The sequence below is a fragment of the Methylobacter sp. genome, assembly GCF_030680395.1.
In the GTDB taxonomy this organism is placed as follows: Bacteria; Pseudomonadota; Gammaproteobacteria; order Methylococcales; family Methylomonadaceae; genus Methylobacter_A.
Genome location: NZ_JAUXVR010000042.1, coordinates 34,382 through 51,049, shown reverse-complemented (window position 1 = coordinate 51,049; position 16,668 = coordinate 34,382). Strand labels below are relative to the sequence as shown.

14 protein-coding genes are annotated in these 16,668 nt (G+C 46.4%); 11 read left to right on the top strand and 3 right to left on the bottom strand.

Features of this window, described 5'->3' with window-relative positions:
• Nucleotides 1-22: 22 nt before the first annotated feature.
• Nucleotides 23-904 carry a UTP--glucose-1-phosphate uridylyltransferase GalU gene (gene galU, locus Q8L79_RS17195; RefSeq protein ID WP_305273741.1) on the top strand — a complete coding sequence of 294 codons (882 nt, stop codon included), beginning with the start codon at nucleotides 23-25 and terminating at the stop codon, nucleotides 902-904.
• Here galU and Q8L79_RS17190 read toward each other — a convergent pair.
• On the bottom strand, nucleotides 901-2,235 hold the full coding sequence (locus Q8L79_RS17190; RefSeq protein WP_305273739.1) for a hypothetical protein: 1,335 nt from the start codon (nucleotides 2,233-2,235) through the stop codon (nucleotides 901-903). The genes galU and Q8L79_RS17190 overlap by 4 nt on opposite strands.
• Nucleotides 2,236-2,464: 229 nt before the next feature.
• On the opposite strand from Q8L79_RS17190, the gene Q8L79_RS17185 reads away from it, so the two are divergent.
• The 9 genes from Q8L79_RS17185 (at nucleotide 2,465) to Q8L79_RS17145 (ending at nucleotide 13,481) form a co-directional block, all read left to right on the top strand.
• Complete coding sequence (locus Q8L79_RS17185; RefSeq protein ID WP_305273737.1) at nucleotides 2,465-2,971, top strand: hypothetical protein; 507 nt, start codon at nucleotides 2,465-2,467, stop codon at nucleotides 2,969-2,971.
• Nucleotides 2,972-3,549: 578 nt separating this feature from the next.
• Nucleotides 3,550-5,235, top strand: coding sequence for a SulP family inorganic anion transporter (locus tag Q8L79_RS17180; RefSeq protein ID WP_305273736.1), 1,686 nt, complete (start codon nucleotides 3,550-3,552; stop codon nucleotides 5,233-5,235).
• 39 nt (nucleotides 5,236-5,274) lie between these two features.
• Nucleotides 5,275-7,401: a hydrogenase 4 subunit B gene (gene hyfB / locus Q8L79_RS17175; protein ID WP_305273734.1), complete on the top strand. Its 2,127-nt coding sequence runs from the start codon at nucleotides 5,275-5,277 to the stop codon at nucleotides 7,399-7,401.
• Nucleotides 7,401-8,345 carry a respiratory chain complex I subunit 1 family protein gene (locus Q8L79_RS17170; protein ID WP_305273732.1) on the top strand — a complete coding sequence of 315 codons (945 nt, stop codon included), beginning with the start codon at nucleotides 7,401-7,403 and terminating at the stop codon, nucleotides 8,343-8,345. Before hyfB ends, Q8L79_RS17170 begins: the two co-directional genes overlap by 1 nt.
• A 101-nt stretch (nucleotides 8,346-8,446) precedes the next feature.
• Nucleotides 8,447-9,124 (top strand): formate hydrogenlyase, encoded by a 678-nt coding sequence (locus Q8L79_RS17165; RefSeq protein ID WP_305273730.1) that lies wholly within the window; start codon nucleotides 8,447-8,449, stop codon nucleotides 9,122-9,124.
• Nucleotides 9,121-10,584, top strand: a complete 1,464-nt coding sequence (locus Q8L79_RS17160) for a hydrogenase 4 subunit F (protein WP_305273728.1) — start codon at nucleotides 9,121-9,123, stop codon at nucleotides 10,582-10,584. The genes Q8L79_RS17165 and Q8L79_RS17160 overlap by 4 nt, the downstream gene beginning before the upstream one ends.
• Complete coding sequence (locus Q8L79_RS17155; protein WP_305273726.1) at nucleotides 10,581-12,155, top strand: NADH-quinone oxidoreductase subunit C; 1,575 nt, start codon at nucleotides 10,581-10,583, stop codon at nucleotides 12,153-12,155. Before Q8L79_RS17160 ends, Q8L79_RS17155 begins: the two co-directional genes overlap by 4 nt.
• Before the next feature lie 9 nt (nucleotides 12,156-12,164).
• Nucleotides 12,165-12,680, top strand: coding sequence for an NADH-quinone oxidoreductase subunit B family protein (locus Q8L79_RS17150; RefSeq protein ID WP_305273724.1), 516 nt, complete (start codon nucleotides 12,165-12,167; stop codon nucleotides 12,678-12,680).
• 93 nt (nucleotides 12,681-12,773) lie between these two features.
• Nucleotides 12,774-13,481 (top strand): DUF2490 domain-containing protein, encoded by a 708-nt coding sequence (locus Q8L79_RS17145; RefSeq protein ID WP_305273723.1) that lies wholly within the window; start codon nucleotides 12,774-12,776, stop codon nucleotides 13,479-13,481.
• A 160-nt stretch (nucleotides 13,482-13,641) separates the two neighbouring features.
• Here Q8L79_RS17145 and Q8L79_RS17140 read toward each other — a convergent pair whose 3' ends face one another.
• Complete coding sequence (locus Q8L79_RS17140) at nucleotides 13,642-14,148, bottom strand: hypothetical protein (protein ID WP_305273722.1); 507 nt, start codon at nucleotides 14,146-14,148, stop codon at nucleotides 13,642-13,644.
• 639 nt (nucleotides 14,149-14,787) lie between these two features.
• On the opposite strand from Q8L79_RS17140, the gene Q8L79_RS17135 reads away from it, so the two are divergent.
• A complete protein-coding gene (locus tag Q8L79_RS17135; protein WP_305273721.1) occupies nucleotides 14,788-15,243 on the top strand; it encodes a hypothetical protein in 456 nt (151 codons plus the stop codon).
• A 175-nt stretch (nucleotides 15,244-15,418) separates the two neighbouring features.
• Here the strand turns inward: Q8L79_RS17135 and Q8L79_RS17130 are convergent, their stop codons facing one another.
• The gene (locus tag Q8L79_RS17130; RefSeq protein ID WP_305273720.1) at nucleotides 15,419-16,663 is read right to left on the bottom strand and encodes a hypothetical protein; all 1,245 of its coding nucleotides are present in this window, start codon (nucleotides 16,661-16,663) and stop codon (nucleotides 15,419-15,421) included.
• Nucleotides 16,664-16,668: the final 5 nt, after the last annotated feature.

The following is a 16,668-nucleotide window of genomic DNA, read 5'->3' as shown; positions in this document are numbered from 1 at the left end:
ATATGTATTGTCGGAGTTTTAAATGAATAAAAAAATAAGAAAAGCAGTTTTTCCGGTTGCGGGTCTCGGAACTCGTTTTTTACCCGCCACCAAAGCCAGCCCAAAGGAAATGTTACCGGTTGTGGACAAACCCTTGATTCAGTACTGCGTTGAAGAGGCTGTAGCTGCGGGTATTGATACGATCATATTTGTAACGGGCAGGACCAAGAACGTCATTATGGATCACTTTGACAAAGCTTATGAGCTGGAAAATGAACTGACTACCCGTGGCAAGACCGAAATATTGAAAATGGTTCGGGAGATGATGCCGCCGAACGTGTCGTTTGTGTTTATTCGTCAGCCAGAGGCATTGGGACTGGGTCATGCAGTGCTTTGCGCCAAGTCTGTCGTTGGCGATGAACCGTTTGCCGTTATCCTGGCCGACGACTTGATCGCTAATCGTAAAGGCAATGGCTGCATAACTCAAATGGTCGAACAATACGATAAAAATCAGTGCAGTATATTAGGCGTAGAGAGAGTAAATCCACAGGAAACCGATAAATACGGCATTGTCAAAACCAACGAAGTATCCCCATCGGTAGGCCGGGTTGAACTGATTATTGAAAAGCCTGCTCCTGAGCACGCTCCGTCAAATCTCGGGGTAGTGGGCCGCTATATTTTAACACCTGCGATTTTTGAAAAGATAGAAACAACAGAGCGCGGCGCAGGCGGCGAAATTCAGCTGACCGATGCTATTGCCGCACTGATGACTGATGAGCAGGTGTTAGCGTATGAGTTTGAAGGCAAACGCTATGATTGCGGATCAAAACTCGGTTATTTGCAGGCTACTGTTGAATACGGTCTGGAGCATGGCGAGTTGAAAGACGATTTCCGGAATTATTTAAAGAACCTGGCTCTCGATTAAGTGAGCGCAAGGGCGGCCGACCGGTCGCCCTTGTCATCAGCCGGAATCACCACAACCCCGGCAAATCCGCTGCCTGGTGTGCGAAAATTGGTGGTCTGTCCCTGATATAAACGAGCGCTGGTCAACTGCTCCTGCCCCTTGTAAACATACTGTCTCAGATCAAGTTTAAGGTCGACCATTTCATTTTCCACTCTCAATTGCCGTTCGGTAGGTCGCACCAAGGCTTGAGCTACATAATTGCCCTGTAAAATAATCTCACCGAAGACTCGCTTGGTCACCCCGTCGCCCCGGTATGCGGCTTTGCTGCCGTAGCCTTTGGCCGGTTTAAAAAACAGCTGTTTGCGCGCGGCCCACAAGGCTTCTGAGTCTTCTTTATGTACACAATCCGTGTGGGCAATACCGCCAAGAAGTAGAGCCCTGGTTTCAGCGGTAACGCCCAACTCCAGCAGCGCGGTTTCGTCAGTCAATATCGCCAAATTTCTTTTATCTGCGTATAGCGCATGAGCTCTTGGGTGGGGGGTGACGATAACGGATTTAGCCAGATAGGCCTCAAGAAACGATTTTAGCGATCCAGCTTCCAGGCCGAAATCGGTCAAGCGGTTATAAACGAGATCAATAGACATATCGCCATACCAAAGTGACCCATCCCGGTAATCAAGCTCGGAAGGATCGCAAATAACGGTATTGATATTATTTTTCTCGAACAGTTTTTTGAATAATAAAAATTCCGGCAGCATGAATTGGGTCGGCGGATTTACATCGACGATAGCGATTGAATGTAAGGGTTGTTGACCGCGTTCGGCTTGCCATTCTTCAAGAAACATCGCCATAAATGCCTGTTCCGGATTCTGAACCGTGGTGGCATTTATCCCTGCCGAATCACAACAGGCTGCTTGCGCCCGAATCAGAATGGCATTAAGCAATGCGCCTCCGGCATTACTGTTTATCTCAATTAATTGCGGACCTTTGGCGCTTAAATGAAAGTCATAGCCGAAAAAAATCCCGTGCGCTTCGGGAATAAATTGTGCCGTATTGGGTGCATAAGCCAGAACGCGTTGCTGATAAGCGGGCATGGCGATAACACTTTCTATGGCGGCAATAATGTCACGTTGCCTGCGTATAGTGCTTTCGGCGACAAAAACCAAAGCTTCGGCGAATTGGTGTGGACGCTCTTCAATGAGCATGCGGTACAACAACTCATCATCCAGTTGTTGCCGTAATGCTTTACGCATAGCTTCCCTGTCGAGTGAAACGTAACGGCATTCGGCGTTGCCTTGATCGACCCATTGGGTGGATTCATGCTCGGTGGTGGTTTGGGGAAGTAAGGTCATTAAAATTTTATATGTTGTTGGACTGCTATATTGACGTGACTAGCCGACAGATTATTACAGAAAAGCCCTGTTTTGTAGAGCAGTGTAAGTCGATAGTGCTCGGCTTATTTGTAAGTGGGCCGGGCAATGGGGACACTTGTCTTTAAGTGATTTTTATCAGATACTCATTTTGTATTAGAACTGGCCCCTGGTTGGCCTCAAATAACAACTTTGCTAAGGAGAATGAATAATGCGGGTAATTCGTATATTGCTGTGCGGTCTGGTATTGGTTGGCTGGAGTCTGGTGGCTGATGCTGCAAGTTATGAAGCGCTTAAGCCGTTGCTAGGCGATGTGCCGGGCTGGACCGGCGAAGCGGCGGAAGGCGCCAGTATGGACATGGAGGGTATGAAGATGGTCACCGTCAGTCGTCACTATCAACGCGGCGAAGCACAGAGCCTTAATGTTCAGGTGGGTCTAATGCCGGGCGCTATGGGGGCGTCCATGCAGATGACGATGAACATGGAAACCGACGAAGCGGTCATGAGTACCACTACGATTGATGGTTTCCGGGTGCACCAAAATCATGAAAAAGCTCAAAATAGCGGCGCTGTCGTCGTTATTTTAGGCGGTCGTGACGAGAAAAACAGCGCATTGTTTAGCGTGGATTATACCGGCATAAGCGCCCAAGAAGCGATGACAATGGCCAAAGGCTTTGATTGGAAAAAGATGCAGGCGGCTACAGCGGCATTGCCTTAATTGACTTGCGAAGTCGCTATTGCTTAATAGCTTGCTTGGGCATCACGGCCCAAGCAAGCAGCTTCTGGGTTGGTAGGGGGTGTCAGGTGCTATCCAATCACCGTTAGCTTTTCTCAAATAATCATCTTTTCAAGAGATCAACGGCATGGCTGAGAGAAAAAGTCTTCGCATACAGTATCGATAATACTGCTATGTATATTTTTCTGGAGATGTTTATAAACCTTCCAAATATACTTCAATAAACTGTTTTCGAAAATCTCCCTGAAAATAAGAATTCACTGGCCGGCTTCTCGTTATTCTCCGTCAACGGCTTCCTAATCGGCCTACCAATCTACAAAAAAGCTGAACACTATAGCCAGTAGGAATTTAACCTGGATTGACAAGCCAAAACATCAGACAGTTTTTTCGGCACCGGTGCAAAACAACAACTGATCGGTTGTTTTGCACCGCATGGTTCTTTATTTACAACCTGACAATAAAAACTAATACTTAAAATCATGCAGTTATAAGAACAAAGCAGGTTGGCACGATTATCGCGTATGACGTGTTAAAACCTTCTTATAATTACGAGGATTTGCATGAGTGAACTATCGCTGTCAGTGTTACCAAAGTCCGGTTTAGCCGGTTTAAAAGAAAACTGGCGTAGTGATTTGCTGTCCGGTTTTCTGGTTTTTCTTATTGCCTTGCCGCTGTGCCTGGGTATTTCGATGGCTTCCGGGTTTCCTCCATCGGCCGGTATTATTACTGCTATTATCGGCGGGATACTGGTTTCTCGTGTCAACGGGTCGTTTATAACCATTAATGGCCCGGCTGCCGGGTTGATCGTGGTGGTGCTCAGTGCGGTACAAGAATTGGGCGAAGGCGATGCGATGGCAGGTTATCGTTATGCCTTGGCAGCTATTGTGGTTGCCAGTGTCATGCAAATCTTAATGGGGGTGTTTAAAGCCGGGCGGCTCAGTTCGTTTTTTCCGGCATCGGTGGTACATGGCATGTTGGCGGCTATCGGTATCATTATTATGGCTAAACAGATCCATGTCATGCTTGGCGCTATGCCGGAAAAAGACAGCAGCCTGTTTTCGACCATCGCGCAAATTCCGCACAGCCTTCTGAACCCTAATCATGAAATAGCCATTATCGGTTTTACCGGGTTGGTGATATTGATTATTTGGTCAATGGTGAAAAACCCAACCTTAAAGATGATTCCGGCACCGCTTATTGTGGTATTGGCAGGGATGGGCCTGGCGCGATATTTTGATCTGGAACATGAGCATATGTATTTGTTTCTGCCGGATGCACATTTTTTACCGCATCATGAAGAAACCATCGGACCGAAGTTTTTGGTTGCGATTTCTGAAAACTTTATGTCCGGTTTTTATTTTCCGGATTTTTCGAAAGTCACCAAGCTAGGGTTCTGGGAAGCTGTTGTCAGTATCAGCTTGGTCGGCAGTCTGGAGAGCTTGCTTAGCACTATGGCAGTCGACAAACTTGATCCGTATAAACGTCATTCTAATCTTGATCGCGACTTGGCAGCCGTTGGTGTCGGTAATTTGTTGGCCGGTTTAGTCGGCGGCTTACCGATGATTGCCGAGATCGTACGTAGTTCGGCTAATGTGAATAATGGGGCAAAAACCCAGTGGGCCAACTTTTTTCACGGCACTTTTATGTTGTTGTTTGTGGTGCTGTTTCCACGGCTGATTCATAGTATTCCATTGGCTGCATTGGCAGCATTGTTAGTTTATACCGGTTTTCGTCTGGCCTCGCCTAGAGAATTCGCCAAGGTCATGGGAGTTGGTAAAGAACAGTTATTTATGTTCGTCGTGACAATTATCGGTGTATTGGCGACCGATTTATTAATAGGTGTCGGTATCGGCATTCTAACCAAGTTTGTTATCCATATGCTGCGCGGCGTCAGACCGAATAATCTGTTTAAGATTCATTTTGTTATTGAACCGAAAAATGCCGATTCTGTTGTGGTTTCGATAGTCGGCGCTGCGATTTTTTCTAACTTTATGTCATTGAAGACTGCTTTAGCCAGTCTGGATTACGGCAAAACGGTTATCTTTCAATTAAACAATGCATACTTAATCGATCATACCGTGATGGAGTTTATTCATGATTTTCAGCATAACTATGAAAGGCAGGGAGGGCAATGTCGGTTTTTCGGTATGGAACATCATGATACCTTTTCAGAACACCCTTTGGCAGTACGCAGAATGAAGCGAAATAACATGAGTCGTCGTAAAAGCGATCATTACGGCGTATAAACAAACAATGGTTTTCACCTTATCGAATAGGAGGATTTCATGATCCTTGCATTAGCTTATGGCGCTGTTCTCCTCAGTTTTTTTTCCGGTTTACTGGCCTTGCTGATGAATCAGCGCCTGCATGTACTGGAATTTAGCCAGCACTGGTTTAAAAAATCCCCGCATGGGAATGACTGTTCTCAATCGGCAATTGCCAATAGTCTTGAAGAAAAACACTTTCCTTTTTTATTGCGGCAAGCGGTGTTTGTTTTACTGGGCTTGTCCGGTGTTTTCGCGATATTGGCGGGGTTAGGCGTATTGATCGGTAAAGAGGTGATTACCGATCAACTTAGCTTAGGATTGCCTTGGGTGCCTTGGCATGTTCGTTTTGATTGCTTATCCGGTTTTTTCTTTTTAATCGTCGGTATTGCCACAAGTGCGGTCAGTTTATATGGGCCTGGCTATGTGAATAGTTACGATGAAAGCCAGCATCCTTTTGCAGTCTTGGGCTTATTTACCGGGCTGTTTGTTGCCGGGATGTTGCTGGTGTTGTTGGCTGATGACGCCTTCTTTTTCATGATTGCCTGGGAGTTGATGTCGGTTGCCAGTTACTTTCTGGTGGCGTTCCAGCATGAAAACTCAGCCAATCGCCGCGCCGCTTTTCTTTATTTACTGATGGCTGAAGTCGGTGCATTAGCCATTATTCTGGGCTTTGGCGTACTGGCTAGTTTTTCTGACGGTTTTACCTTTGGCGCCTTGCGTGAGGCGCACTTGTCGTCAACCTGGGCCAGCATCGCTTTTATGCTTGCCTTGCTGGGTTTCGGTATGAAAGCCGGGATCGTCCCTGTGCATGTCTGGCTGCCGGAAGCGCATCCGGTGGCGCCTTCGCATATTTCCGCATTGATGAGCGGTGTGATGCTTAAAGTCGCACTCTACGGATTAATCCGTTTTTGCTTTGATTTGCTGGGCGATGTGCATTGGCAATGGGGTGTGGTATTGCTGGTATTGGGTACCGTCTCGGCGCTGGGCGGTATTTTGTATGCGATGATGCAGACCAATTTAAAACGCCTTTTGGCCTACAGTTCGGTCGAAAACATCGGCATTATCTTTATGGTGCTGGGGCTGTCGATGATTTTTATGGCAAACGGCCATCCGCAACTGGCTGCGCTGGGCTTTTTGGCGGCGCTGTTTCATGCCTTCAATCATGCGTTGTTCAAGAACCTGCTGTTTCTTGGGGCCGGTATGATTCATCATCAAACCCACCAGTTAAATATTGACATGATGGGAGGGCTGATTAAAAAGATGCCGAAAACCAGTATGTTGTTTTTGATCGGTTGCATGAGTATTTCGTCATTACCGTTGTTTAACGGCTTTGTTTCGGAATGGCTGGCTTTTCAGACCGCATTGCAGGTCGATGTGCTAAACAATGGCGTATTGCGCAGTTTGATACCGGTAGCCGCTGCCGCATTAGCCTTGACAGCGGCATTGGCGGCAGCCTGTTTTGTCAAAGTATTCGGCTTGATTTTTTTGGGACAGCCGCGTTCTCATCATTGCGAGAAAGCCCATGAAGTCCAGGACAAAGGCATGCTGGCGGGTCCTGCGCTGCTGGCCGGTTTGTGTTTCTTATTCGGAATTTTCCCCGGCCCGGTCATCAGTCTGATCAACAGTGTTGCAGGGCAATTATTAGGCGAAACCTTGCCAAATGACGCCGCTTTAGGCTGGTTGTGGCTGGCGCCGGTTTCTACCAGTCAATCTTCTTACGCTCCGCCATTGGTTTTGATCGGTGCGCTGATTGCCGGTTGCATCAGTTTTTGGTATTTGCGGCGCAATCCCGCAACGGCATTGCGTATCTCTGAAACCTGGGATTGCGGTTTTGGCGGACTAAGGCCGCGCATGCAATACAGCAGCAGCGCTTTTACCATGCCGTTCCGGCGGATTTTCGCCAAAGTCTGGATTATTGACGAGCAGATCGATAAAGACATGCAAGGCGCAATGAACCAGGATGTTGCTGCAGTTCATTATCACTTGCAGATTCAGGATCATAGCTGGCCGCGTTTATATCATCCGATTGAACACGGGATAAACAAATTAGCCAAAGTGGTGGGCCGCATTCAAACAGGCAATATCCGGGTTTATCTGGGCTATTCGTTTGTGACGTTAATTATTATGTTATGGGTGATCAGCTGATGAACTGGTTAATAGCTATTTTACAAACACTATTGTTTGTCGCATTGGCGCCGCTGCTGGCAGGCTGGATTAAATGCTGCAAATGTCGATTACAAAATCGTAAAGCCCCGTCTTTATTTCAGCCTTATCGGGATTTAATTAAATTGACTCACAAACAACCGGTAGTCTCGGAACAAGCTTCATGGTTATTTATTAAAGCGCCCTATATTATTTTTTCAGCAACAGTGCTGGCAGCAACGGTTGTGCCGTTGATTGCCGTTGATTTACCGACTTCGGCCAGTGCCGATGTGATTGTGATGGTAGGTTTTTTTGCTTTTGCCCGGTTTTTTCTGGCGCTGGCCGGATTGGACGTTGGTACCGCATTCGGTGGTATGGGCTCGTCGAGGGAAATGACTATTTCATCGCTGGCAGAACCTGCGATGTTGATGGCTATTTTTACCCTGACCATGACCGCCTCAACGACTAATTTATCGTTTGCCATCTCCCATGTGCTCAATGAAGGCTTGGTTTTAAGGCCTTCGTTTGTCTTTGCCTTAGCGGCCTTGACTCTGGTTGCCATCGCCGAAACAGGGCGCATTCCGGTAGATAATCCGTCGACGCATCTGGAGCTGACCATGATTCATGAAGCGATGATTCTTGAATACAGCGGCCGTCATCTGGCGTTGATTGAATGGGCCAGTCAATTGAAGCTGATGCTGTATGGCGTATTGATCGCCAATATCTTTTTTCCCTGGGGTATCGCCGAAACGTTTGACGTTCAAGCGTTAGGCTACGGCTTGCTGGCTATTATGGGCAAGCTTGCGGTGTTGGCAATATTCCTGGCGGTTGCGGAGACGCTGTTTGCCAAAATGCGCCTGTTTCGAGTGCAAGAATATCTTAGTTTTGCTTATTTGTTGGGGCTGCTTGGATTGTTGAGCCACATTATTTTGGAGGCGTCACGTTAAGGAAGGCGAAGGGCAAAAGGCAAAAGACGAAAATCGCATCAAGTCTAGCCTTTAGCCCTTTGCCATTCGCCCTTCGCCCTTTGCCTTTTTGGATCTTACTCATGAATATTGAACAATTAGATTTTTATACCCAGGCCATTTTATCGATGGCCGCATTGGTGGGACTTACCTCGTTTCTTATGTTAGGGCAGGGGAGATTACTTAGGCTGATCTTTGTGTTTGCGATGCAGGGTTTTTTATTAACCTTGACCACAGCATTGGCGGCATACAGCTTGAATAATCATCATCTCTATATTTCAGCCGTGCTGACTTTAGTGCTGAAAGTTGTTTTTATTCCGTGGATGTTAAGACGGGAGGTTCTGCGAATGAATATGCATCGCGATGTTGAAGCATTAAAAAACAATACTGCCGTGATGCTGGGCGGCGCCAGTTTGATGGTATTCAGTTATTACGTGCTACATCCGATTGTGCAATCCTCATCGGTGGTTATGGTGAATGCTCTGGCGGTTAGTTTGTCAGTGATGCTGCTGGGCATGTTGCTGATGATTTCGCATCGGCAGGCTATCGCTCATGTAGTTGGCTTTATGTCGATAGAAAACGGCTTGTTCTTCGCGGCTATCGTCGCCACCAATGGCATGCCGATGGTGGTTGAACTGGGCGTGGCGTTCGACGTACTGGTGGCTGCGGTGCTGTTCGGCATCTTTTTCTTACACATTCGCACCAGTATTGATTCGCTGGATGTCGATCTGTTAAACAAGTTACACGAGGTGGACAAATGATTGCCGCCTATTTGGTCTTATTAATACCGTTAGTCGGCATATTCTATTTTGCGTTGGCGGGACACAGAGCAGACACCGGAAAAGTTAATGTCCGGTTTAACGGCATTTGTTTGCTGGCGACTATCTGGCTGGCGATCAACGTGCTCAATCAGGGTACGATTATTTCATCGGGCAAGGCTTTTTTAATCGATCCGTTTAATGTGTATTTGATTGTGTTGACCGCTTTTGTCGGCTTTACCACGTCGATATTTTCCTCGCCCTATATGGCGCATGAAAAGGAAATCGGCAAGCTCAATGACCGGCGCTTAAAGCTGTATCACTCGATGTTTCAGGGTTTTATGCTGGCCATGTACCTGGTGTTGACCACCAATAATATGGGCATTATGTGGGTGGCGATGGAAGGCGCAACGCTGGCAACGGTGTTGCTGGTCAGTTTGTATCGTACCCCGGAGTCTATTGAGGCGGCGTGGAAATACTTCATCCTCTGTGGCGTAGGTATTGCCCAAGCTTTGTTCGGCACCATTTTGCTGTATTACGCGGCGGTGCAGATCGGCGATGGGGAAAATGCTTTGCTGTGGTCGGTACTTTATGAAAATGCCGACAAATTAAATCCGGAAATCCTGGAAATTGCCTTTGTTTTTTTACTGATTGGTTACGGCACCAAAATTGGTTTGGTGCCGTTGCATAACTGGTTACCCGACGCTCATTCCGAAGGTCCGACGCCCATGTCTGCAGTGTTGTCGGGATTGCTGTTAAACGATGCCCTATACGCCGTGGTGCGTAATAAAATGCTGGTGGATGGTGCGACCGATTCCAATATGGCGGGTTTTCTTATGATGGGCTTCGGTATGCTGTCGTTTCTGGTTGCCGCGATATTGCTGCATCGGCAGAAAGATATTAAAAGACTGTTCAGTTACTCATCTATTGAGCACATGGGACTGATGACGTTTGCGTTCGGCATCGGCGGCCCGCTAGCCACTTTTGCCGCGCTGTTGCACATGACCGTGCATTCGTTGACCAAATCGGCCATTTTTGTGACAGTAGGCCATGCAGCTCAGCTTGCCGGAACCCAGCGTATAGATCAGATCCGCGGCTTGATTAAAACTCAACCCAAGGTCGGCTGGGGATTATTGATCGGCACTATTGCCATTGCCGGGTTTCCGCCGTTCGGCGTGTTTACCAGTGAGTTTCTGGTGCTGCTGGCTACCATGCACAGTTATCCCTGGTTAGCGCCATTGCTGTTGCTGGGTATTGGCATCGCCTTTGCTGGATTGTTCAGGCATATCCAGCCGATGGTTTACGGCGACAGGCCCGAAGGTCAAAATCCGATTGCCGCGAACTTATGGCCGGTCACGATACATTTGGCCTTGGTGCTTTGGCTGGGCCTGGCTATCCCCGGTTTTCTGGCTAATTGGTTTTCACAGGCTACACTGTTAATTTCCGGGAGTACGCCGTTATGAGTTCTTCAAACTGGACTGCGGATTTTTTAAGCCGACTGAGTACGGATATTACTGTTACCCAGATCGATATATCCTCGGTAACACTGTGGCAAATAGAAAGCCACGCATGGCAACAATTTGCAGAATTGGCCGTGCAGCAAAACCTGCGTTGGGCTGCCGGATGGGCGGAACATATTGAGCACCGGTTTTTCATCAACACCTGCTTTGAAAAACAGGGTGAATACCTTCTTCTGCGCACGATCATTGATGCTTCAAATCCTGAACTACCTAGCCAGGCGACGGTTTATCCCGCCGCCAACCGCAGTGAACGTCATACGCAAGACATGTTCGGGATCAAATTTGTCGGGCATCCGGATGACAGGCGTTGGACGCGGCATCAGGCCTGGATTGAAAAAAACTATCCGTTACGAAAAGATTTTCCTGTTCAGGGCACTCCAGTAGGCATCACGCCGCCTGACATGCATTATCCGTTTATTAAATCCCACGGTGCCGGTACGTATGAAATTCCGGTAGGACCGGTGCATGCCGGAATCATTGAGCCCGGACATTTCCGGTTTCAGGCCGTCGGCGAATTGATCCTGAATCTGGAAGAACGTTTGGGCTACGTACATAAAGGCATAGAAAAAATTGCCGAGGGTAGAGAACCAGAGTCTTTAGCCAGGCTGGCCGGGCGTGTCTCCGGCGATACCACTGTCGGGCATTGTTGGGCCGCCTGCATGGCAATGGAGCAAGCGGCGGGTGTGATAATTCCGCCTCGAGCCGCCTTAATTCGCGGCATTCTGGCCGAACGGGAACGCGTCGCCAACCACATGGGCGATATAGGCGCAATCTGTAATGACGTCGCTTTTGTGTTCGCGCAAATGCAGTTTAGCCGTTTGCGCGAACTCTGGCAGCGCACCAATGCAACGGTTTTCGGTCATCGCCTGTTGATGGATAAAATTATTCCCGGCGGTGTGGTATGTGATCTGTCGGATGAGTCCTGCGCTCTGATCAAGAAGGAGATAACCGAATTAAGAAAAGAGCTGACGGAAGTCATACTCGCGCTGGATCTCAATTCTTCATTGGAAGACCGGCTGTATACGGCCGGTTTTTTGTCTGAAGAAATTGCCGCCGCATTTGGAACCGTAGGCTACGTCGGACGGGCCAGCGGACAGGATAAGGATGTGCGTCGCGATGCGCCCTATGCGCCCTATGATCAAGTTACGGTTAAAGTCACACTGGAAACACAGGGCGATATTGCCTCCAGATTATGGGTCAGGTACAAGGAAATCAGAACAGCTTTACGGCTGATAGAAAATTTTATCGACCGGCTTGTTGCCGGGGAACTACGCGCCGAATGGCAAACACCTGTCGCAGGTAGTGAAGGTCTGGGCATTGTTGAAGGCTGGCGAGGCGAAATTATCAGCTACATTCGTTTTGATGCCGATAACAACATCGCCCGTTTTTATCCGCGCGACCCCAGTCAATTAAACTGGCCTGCGCTGGAAAAACTGGTGTTGAATAATATCGTGCCGGATTTTCCTGTGTGCAACAAATCCCTGAATGGCTCTTATTCAGGCAATGATTTATAGGAAGGGAACATGCTGAGAATTTTTAAAAAAATCCTGACCACGGGTGTTGTCACAGAACAATTTAAAGTTCCAAAAGATGAAGAGCTTGAGCAACTTGGCATTGAGATTAAAAGATACATAGACAAGAAGTTTTCCGGCAGCATAGCAATACGCCAGGTCGATGCAGGTTCCTGTAACGGCTGCGAGCTGGAAATTCATGCACTGAATAATCCTTTTTACGATATTGAACGTTTCGGCGTCCATTTTGTCGCCTCGCCGCGGCACGCCGACGTGCTGCTGGTCACAGGGCCGGTTTCAAGACATATGCAGACCGCGTTACTGCGCACTTACGAGGCGACACCGAACCCGAAATGGGTGGTTGCAGCCGGTGACTGCGCGGCCTGCGGCGGCGAATTCGGCGTGTCTTACGCCAGTTGCGGCGCGGTATCCAACGTCATTCCGGTCGATGCGGTGGTTCCCGGTTGCCCGCCTACGCCTTTGGCGTTGATGAGGGGATTATTGGGTTTGATTACCGCTGAAAAATAAAAAAGTTCATAGAATCTACTCAATATTGATGAGGTCAGCAAATGGGGAAGGGCGGCTATTGGAACCCCGTCCAAACTACAATAGGTAAGCAATATGATTAAAAAAATGAAGCTATGGGGAATCGCCGCCGTAATTCTGAGTTCTTTCAGCATGGCCTCTATGGCAGATGACTTGTTTCAGGATGCCGGTAGCTGGCTGCAAATAATAGGCGAGGGCAGTTTGAAAGTCGTGGATCCCAAGTTGGAAAAAGGGCGTATCTGGCTGGAAGGTCAATCCCGTTTCGACGACGATTGGAATCATTGGTATCAGGGTATGGCACGTGCGGCGCTGGGCTATTCACTCAGCGATCGAGCCACTATCTGGGCAGGCTATACGTGGTTGCCGACTCAAAATGTCGGCAAGAGCTACGTTTCTCAGCAAGATGTCTGGCCGGCGTTTCGTTATGTCTTACCGACCGATATGGGAACTTTCAGCTTTAGAACCCTATTTGAAAGCAACTTCATACAAGGCGATGATGTTCGTTTCAGGCCTCGCCAGATGCTGCGATTTATGCATCCGCTGGCGTTCGAGCCGCGTTTAAGCCTGATTACCTGGGACGAATTTTTCATCCGGGTCAATTCAACCAAATTCGGCGGCCAGTCCGGTTTCGATCAGAATCGTGCGTTTGCGGGCCTAGGCTGGACCTTTAATAAAAGCTTCCGAGCTGAAGCGGGGTATCTTAACCAATATCTGGATGATGCCACCCATACCAATAACACTATGCATCACTTGATTATGGGGTCTTTATTTATCAACTTTTAATCCTACCCATTCTCCCTTGAGTGAAGACGACTGCATGGCCAGGATTTGCTCCGGCAATATCTGTATTTCCCGCATCCATGTGGGTTATGGCTGTGTGCCGAAATATGAAGCGCATCGCTCGTAATAGTGAATTGATGCGCTTCACTGCGCTCAGCGCATTCTATGCATTGAGATTCTCATAATCGTAAATCAGCTTCTCCATTACCTTTTTATCGTTTAAGCATTGATCTATTTTGGTAATCAACATCATATAGTAATGACGGCATAAAACAGAGTCTGTAGGACACTGAGGAGCAAGCGCTTCAATCATCATGCATAAGTGCGTTAAGTAATGCCGTCTCTGTATTGAATCTTGAGGGAATCCACTACTGTTATTTTGTGCAGGTACAGCCTCCGTTTCTTTTGCTTGGGGTTTTACTAAAGCCCCAGCATTGCTTATGGGCTTATTGACGGACTCATGATCATTTACAGAGGTAGGCTCAACATTAACTGCGATTTTGGCGGCTGACTTGATTTTCGGCCGTTGCTTTTCCTGTTCAAGGGCTTTTTGCTTACTTGTCAATGTCTCTTTTGATGAACATGATGAGCATTTTTTTCGTCTATTTAAAATGAACATTACTCCCAGCAAAACAATAAGTCCGGATACAATTCCAAGTGCAATCTTCATAATAGCTCTCCTGATTTTGAGTTGTAATAAATCATTTTATTTTTAATATTAACCCATAAAAAAGCTATCATGAATTGGAGGTAGGGACAATAGGTATCAATGCTGGTCATATCACTGTAATTACTGTCAGGATGACGAGTTGCTCGTAGCTACGCGGCTTGTAGTCGTTCAACGGATGGCTCGTATCTACCACGATCGCCGCTGGCTATGTAACTACGGTTGCACCGGCTATATCACCAAATACATAGGCAAGATCCGGATTTCCCGATTGACGACCCCAGCACGATACCAACTAGCAAACTATCAATGCGTCAAATTGCCGTTCGGGGCTTCAATGCATTCCGGTCTATCATGCATTTTCTTAAACGTGTGCGGTATTTGGCTTGGTAAGTGGATTGCGAAGAAAAGCGCTTCTAACGCAATAAATAGGCCGCCAGTCGCTTTCTGATATGGGCACAAAAGACTTCGCATAATGTATATTATGTTAAATTAATACCATGTCTATCATTATGCTTGTTCTAAGCTGCCATGGGGCTATGATAGACTTATCAGCTTTCTAGCTGGTAATTGTCATTTTCAGAAATTTGAAAAGATGCACTACACAAGTATTATAAATAAGTCTAAAGCCAGATTATTTAAATGAAAAACATAATATTTATATTAGTTATAGCCTTTTTTATTTCAGATTGTAGTGCTGACGCTAGAGTTTTAGCGGAAATAATATCGCAAGCAAACGCCAAGTCTAAAATTTTGAAAAATAAGAAGCTGAAGAAAAGAGTTAACGCTGAAAATAATATCTTAAAATATATAAAGCCGAAAGAAACAGTCAAAGATAAAACCAATGTTTTAAAAGATGCAAAGCCGAAAGAAATAGTTACTTCAGAAGAGCTGGAGATTAGAAATGATCTTGCTTATATTGCTAAGGAAGATGAACCTTTCACTGGCAAACATCGAGAATATCACTCAAATAAAAAGAAATATATTGAAACAAATTATAGAAATGGGAAGAAAAATGGATTACTTGTTATGTGGGATGAAAACGAGCATAAAATAGGTCAATTAACCTTCTTAAACGGGAATCAGCAAGAAAATTAACACCATCAGGTTTTTAATCCGCTGGCTTTAGCGGCGATAATAACCTCCCTATTGAATCAATTCGCTTTACCGCCGACAAACAAACCAACGTCAAGAACTTCATGCGCAACCAAAAGCTGAAACCTATCCAGTATGAGTCAGCTTTTATAGTATTGCAGTTATTGATTTTTCATTTCTACTCTATCGTTTCAATCCACCGACAACGATCATTCACAATCTTGGCGGCATTCTTGTTACCAATGCCTTTAGCAATAAGCGCAACCACTCGATCATCAGTGTCATAGCCTATGTGCGCATCAACAGGATTGGCCAGTTTGCCTATGCTGAATGCGTCAAAGATGGTTGCTATATTGATATTGATATTAGTCACATCAATACATAGCCTTGAGTCAAAATACTTATCTACAAAACCATGCGGAATCGCATAACTTAACACATCGTTAGGATCACTGAAGGCAATGATGGGCATTTTACTTAACATGCGTTGGTTATACTGACTGCCACTCGACTGGCAATATGCATCTTTCTGATTGCTTATATCCGGTAATTTACAGCCTAACTGCAGCATGGGCAGTTGATTGGACAACATATAAATAGGGATTTCTTTATTTTTTAAAGCTTCAGTGAAATCAGCATCGCGCTTGTCCATTAAGGTAGCAATGTGCTGCATGCCATCAATGATAATACGACTACCCAGGCTGTGTGAAACAAAAGCATATTGATCAATACGAATATTCGCTGCTGCAGTGTCATCATTAAAGGAGCAGGCTTGCGTCATATTGTCAGGCAAGCTATCCCAATTGCTCTTGGTCATCCAGCACAAAGATTGACTGAAGGACACTAATATGTCCTCCTTGCTTGCGCCCAGATACATAATAGAGTCGGGACCTGCATCGTTAGTGAACTTTTTAAGCAGATTATTTGCTTCGGTTCTCCGGAAGGAATATTCTCCCGAATTATCATAAGCGAGTACTTCTTTCTGTTTAGCGGTAATGACAGACCACGTTAATTCATAAAACAATAATTCTCTGCTTCTGTCTTTACTTAATAAACGGTGAATTCTTAAGTTGCCCAGATTTTTGCTGGTATCAGGCCCAGGGGTAGTCAGGGTAATGTTTTTGTATTCTTTTGACATTACAGGCAAATTCAATTCTGTTGCCAATTTTTCTAAAAACTGTGTGGAGTAGCCCGGTAAGTGATCCCCTACCCCATGCACCATGAGAACTTTCATTTTGCCTTGCTTGTTGTCCAGAAACGGCGAGATTCCTTTAAATGGTTTTCCCCATATTTCGCAAAGACGCGTATCAACCGATTGCTGATTTTCCAGAAAGGCTTCAGCGACACCTTTGCCCAAGCTTACACAGCCGTTTAGTTGAACTGTGGCAATAAGCAGCAGGAAGTAATTGATTATATGTTTCATGGATA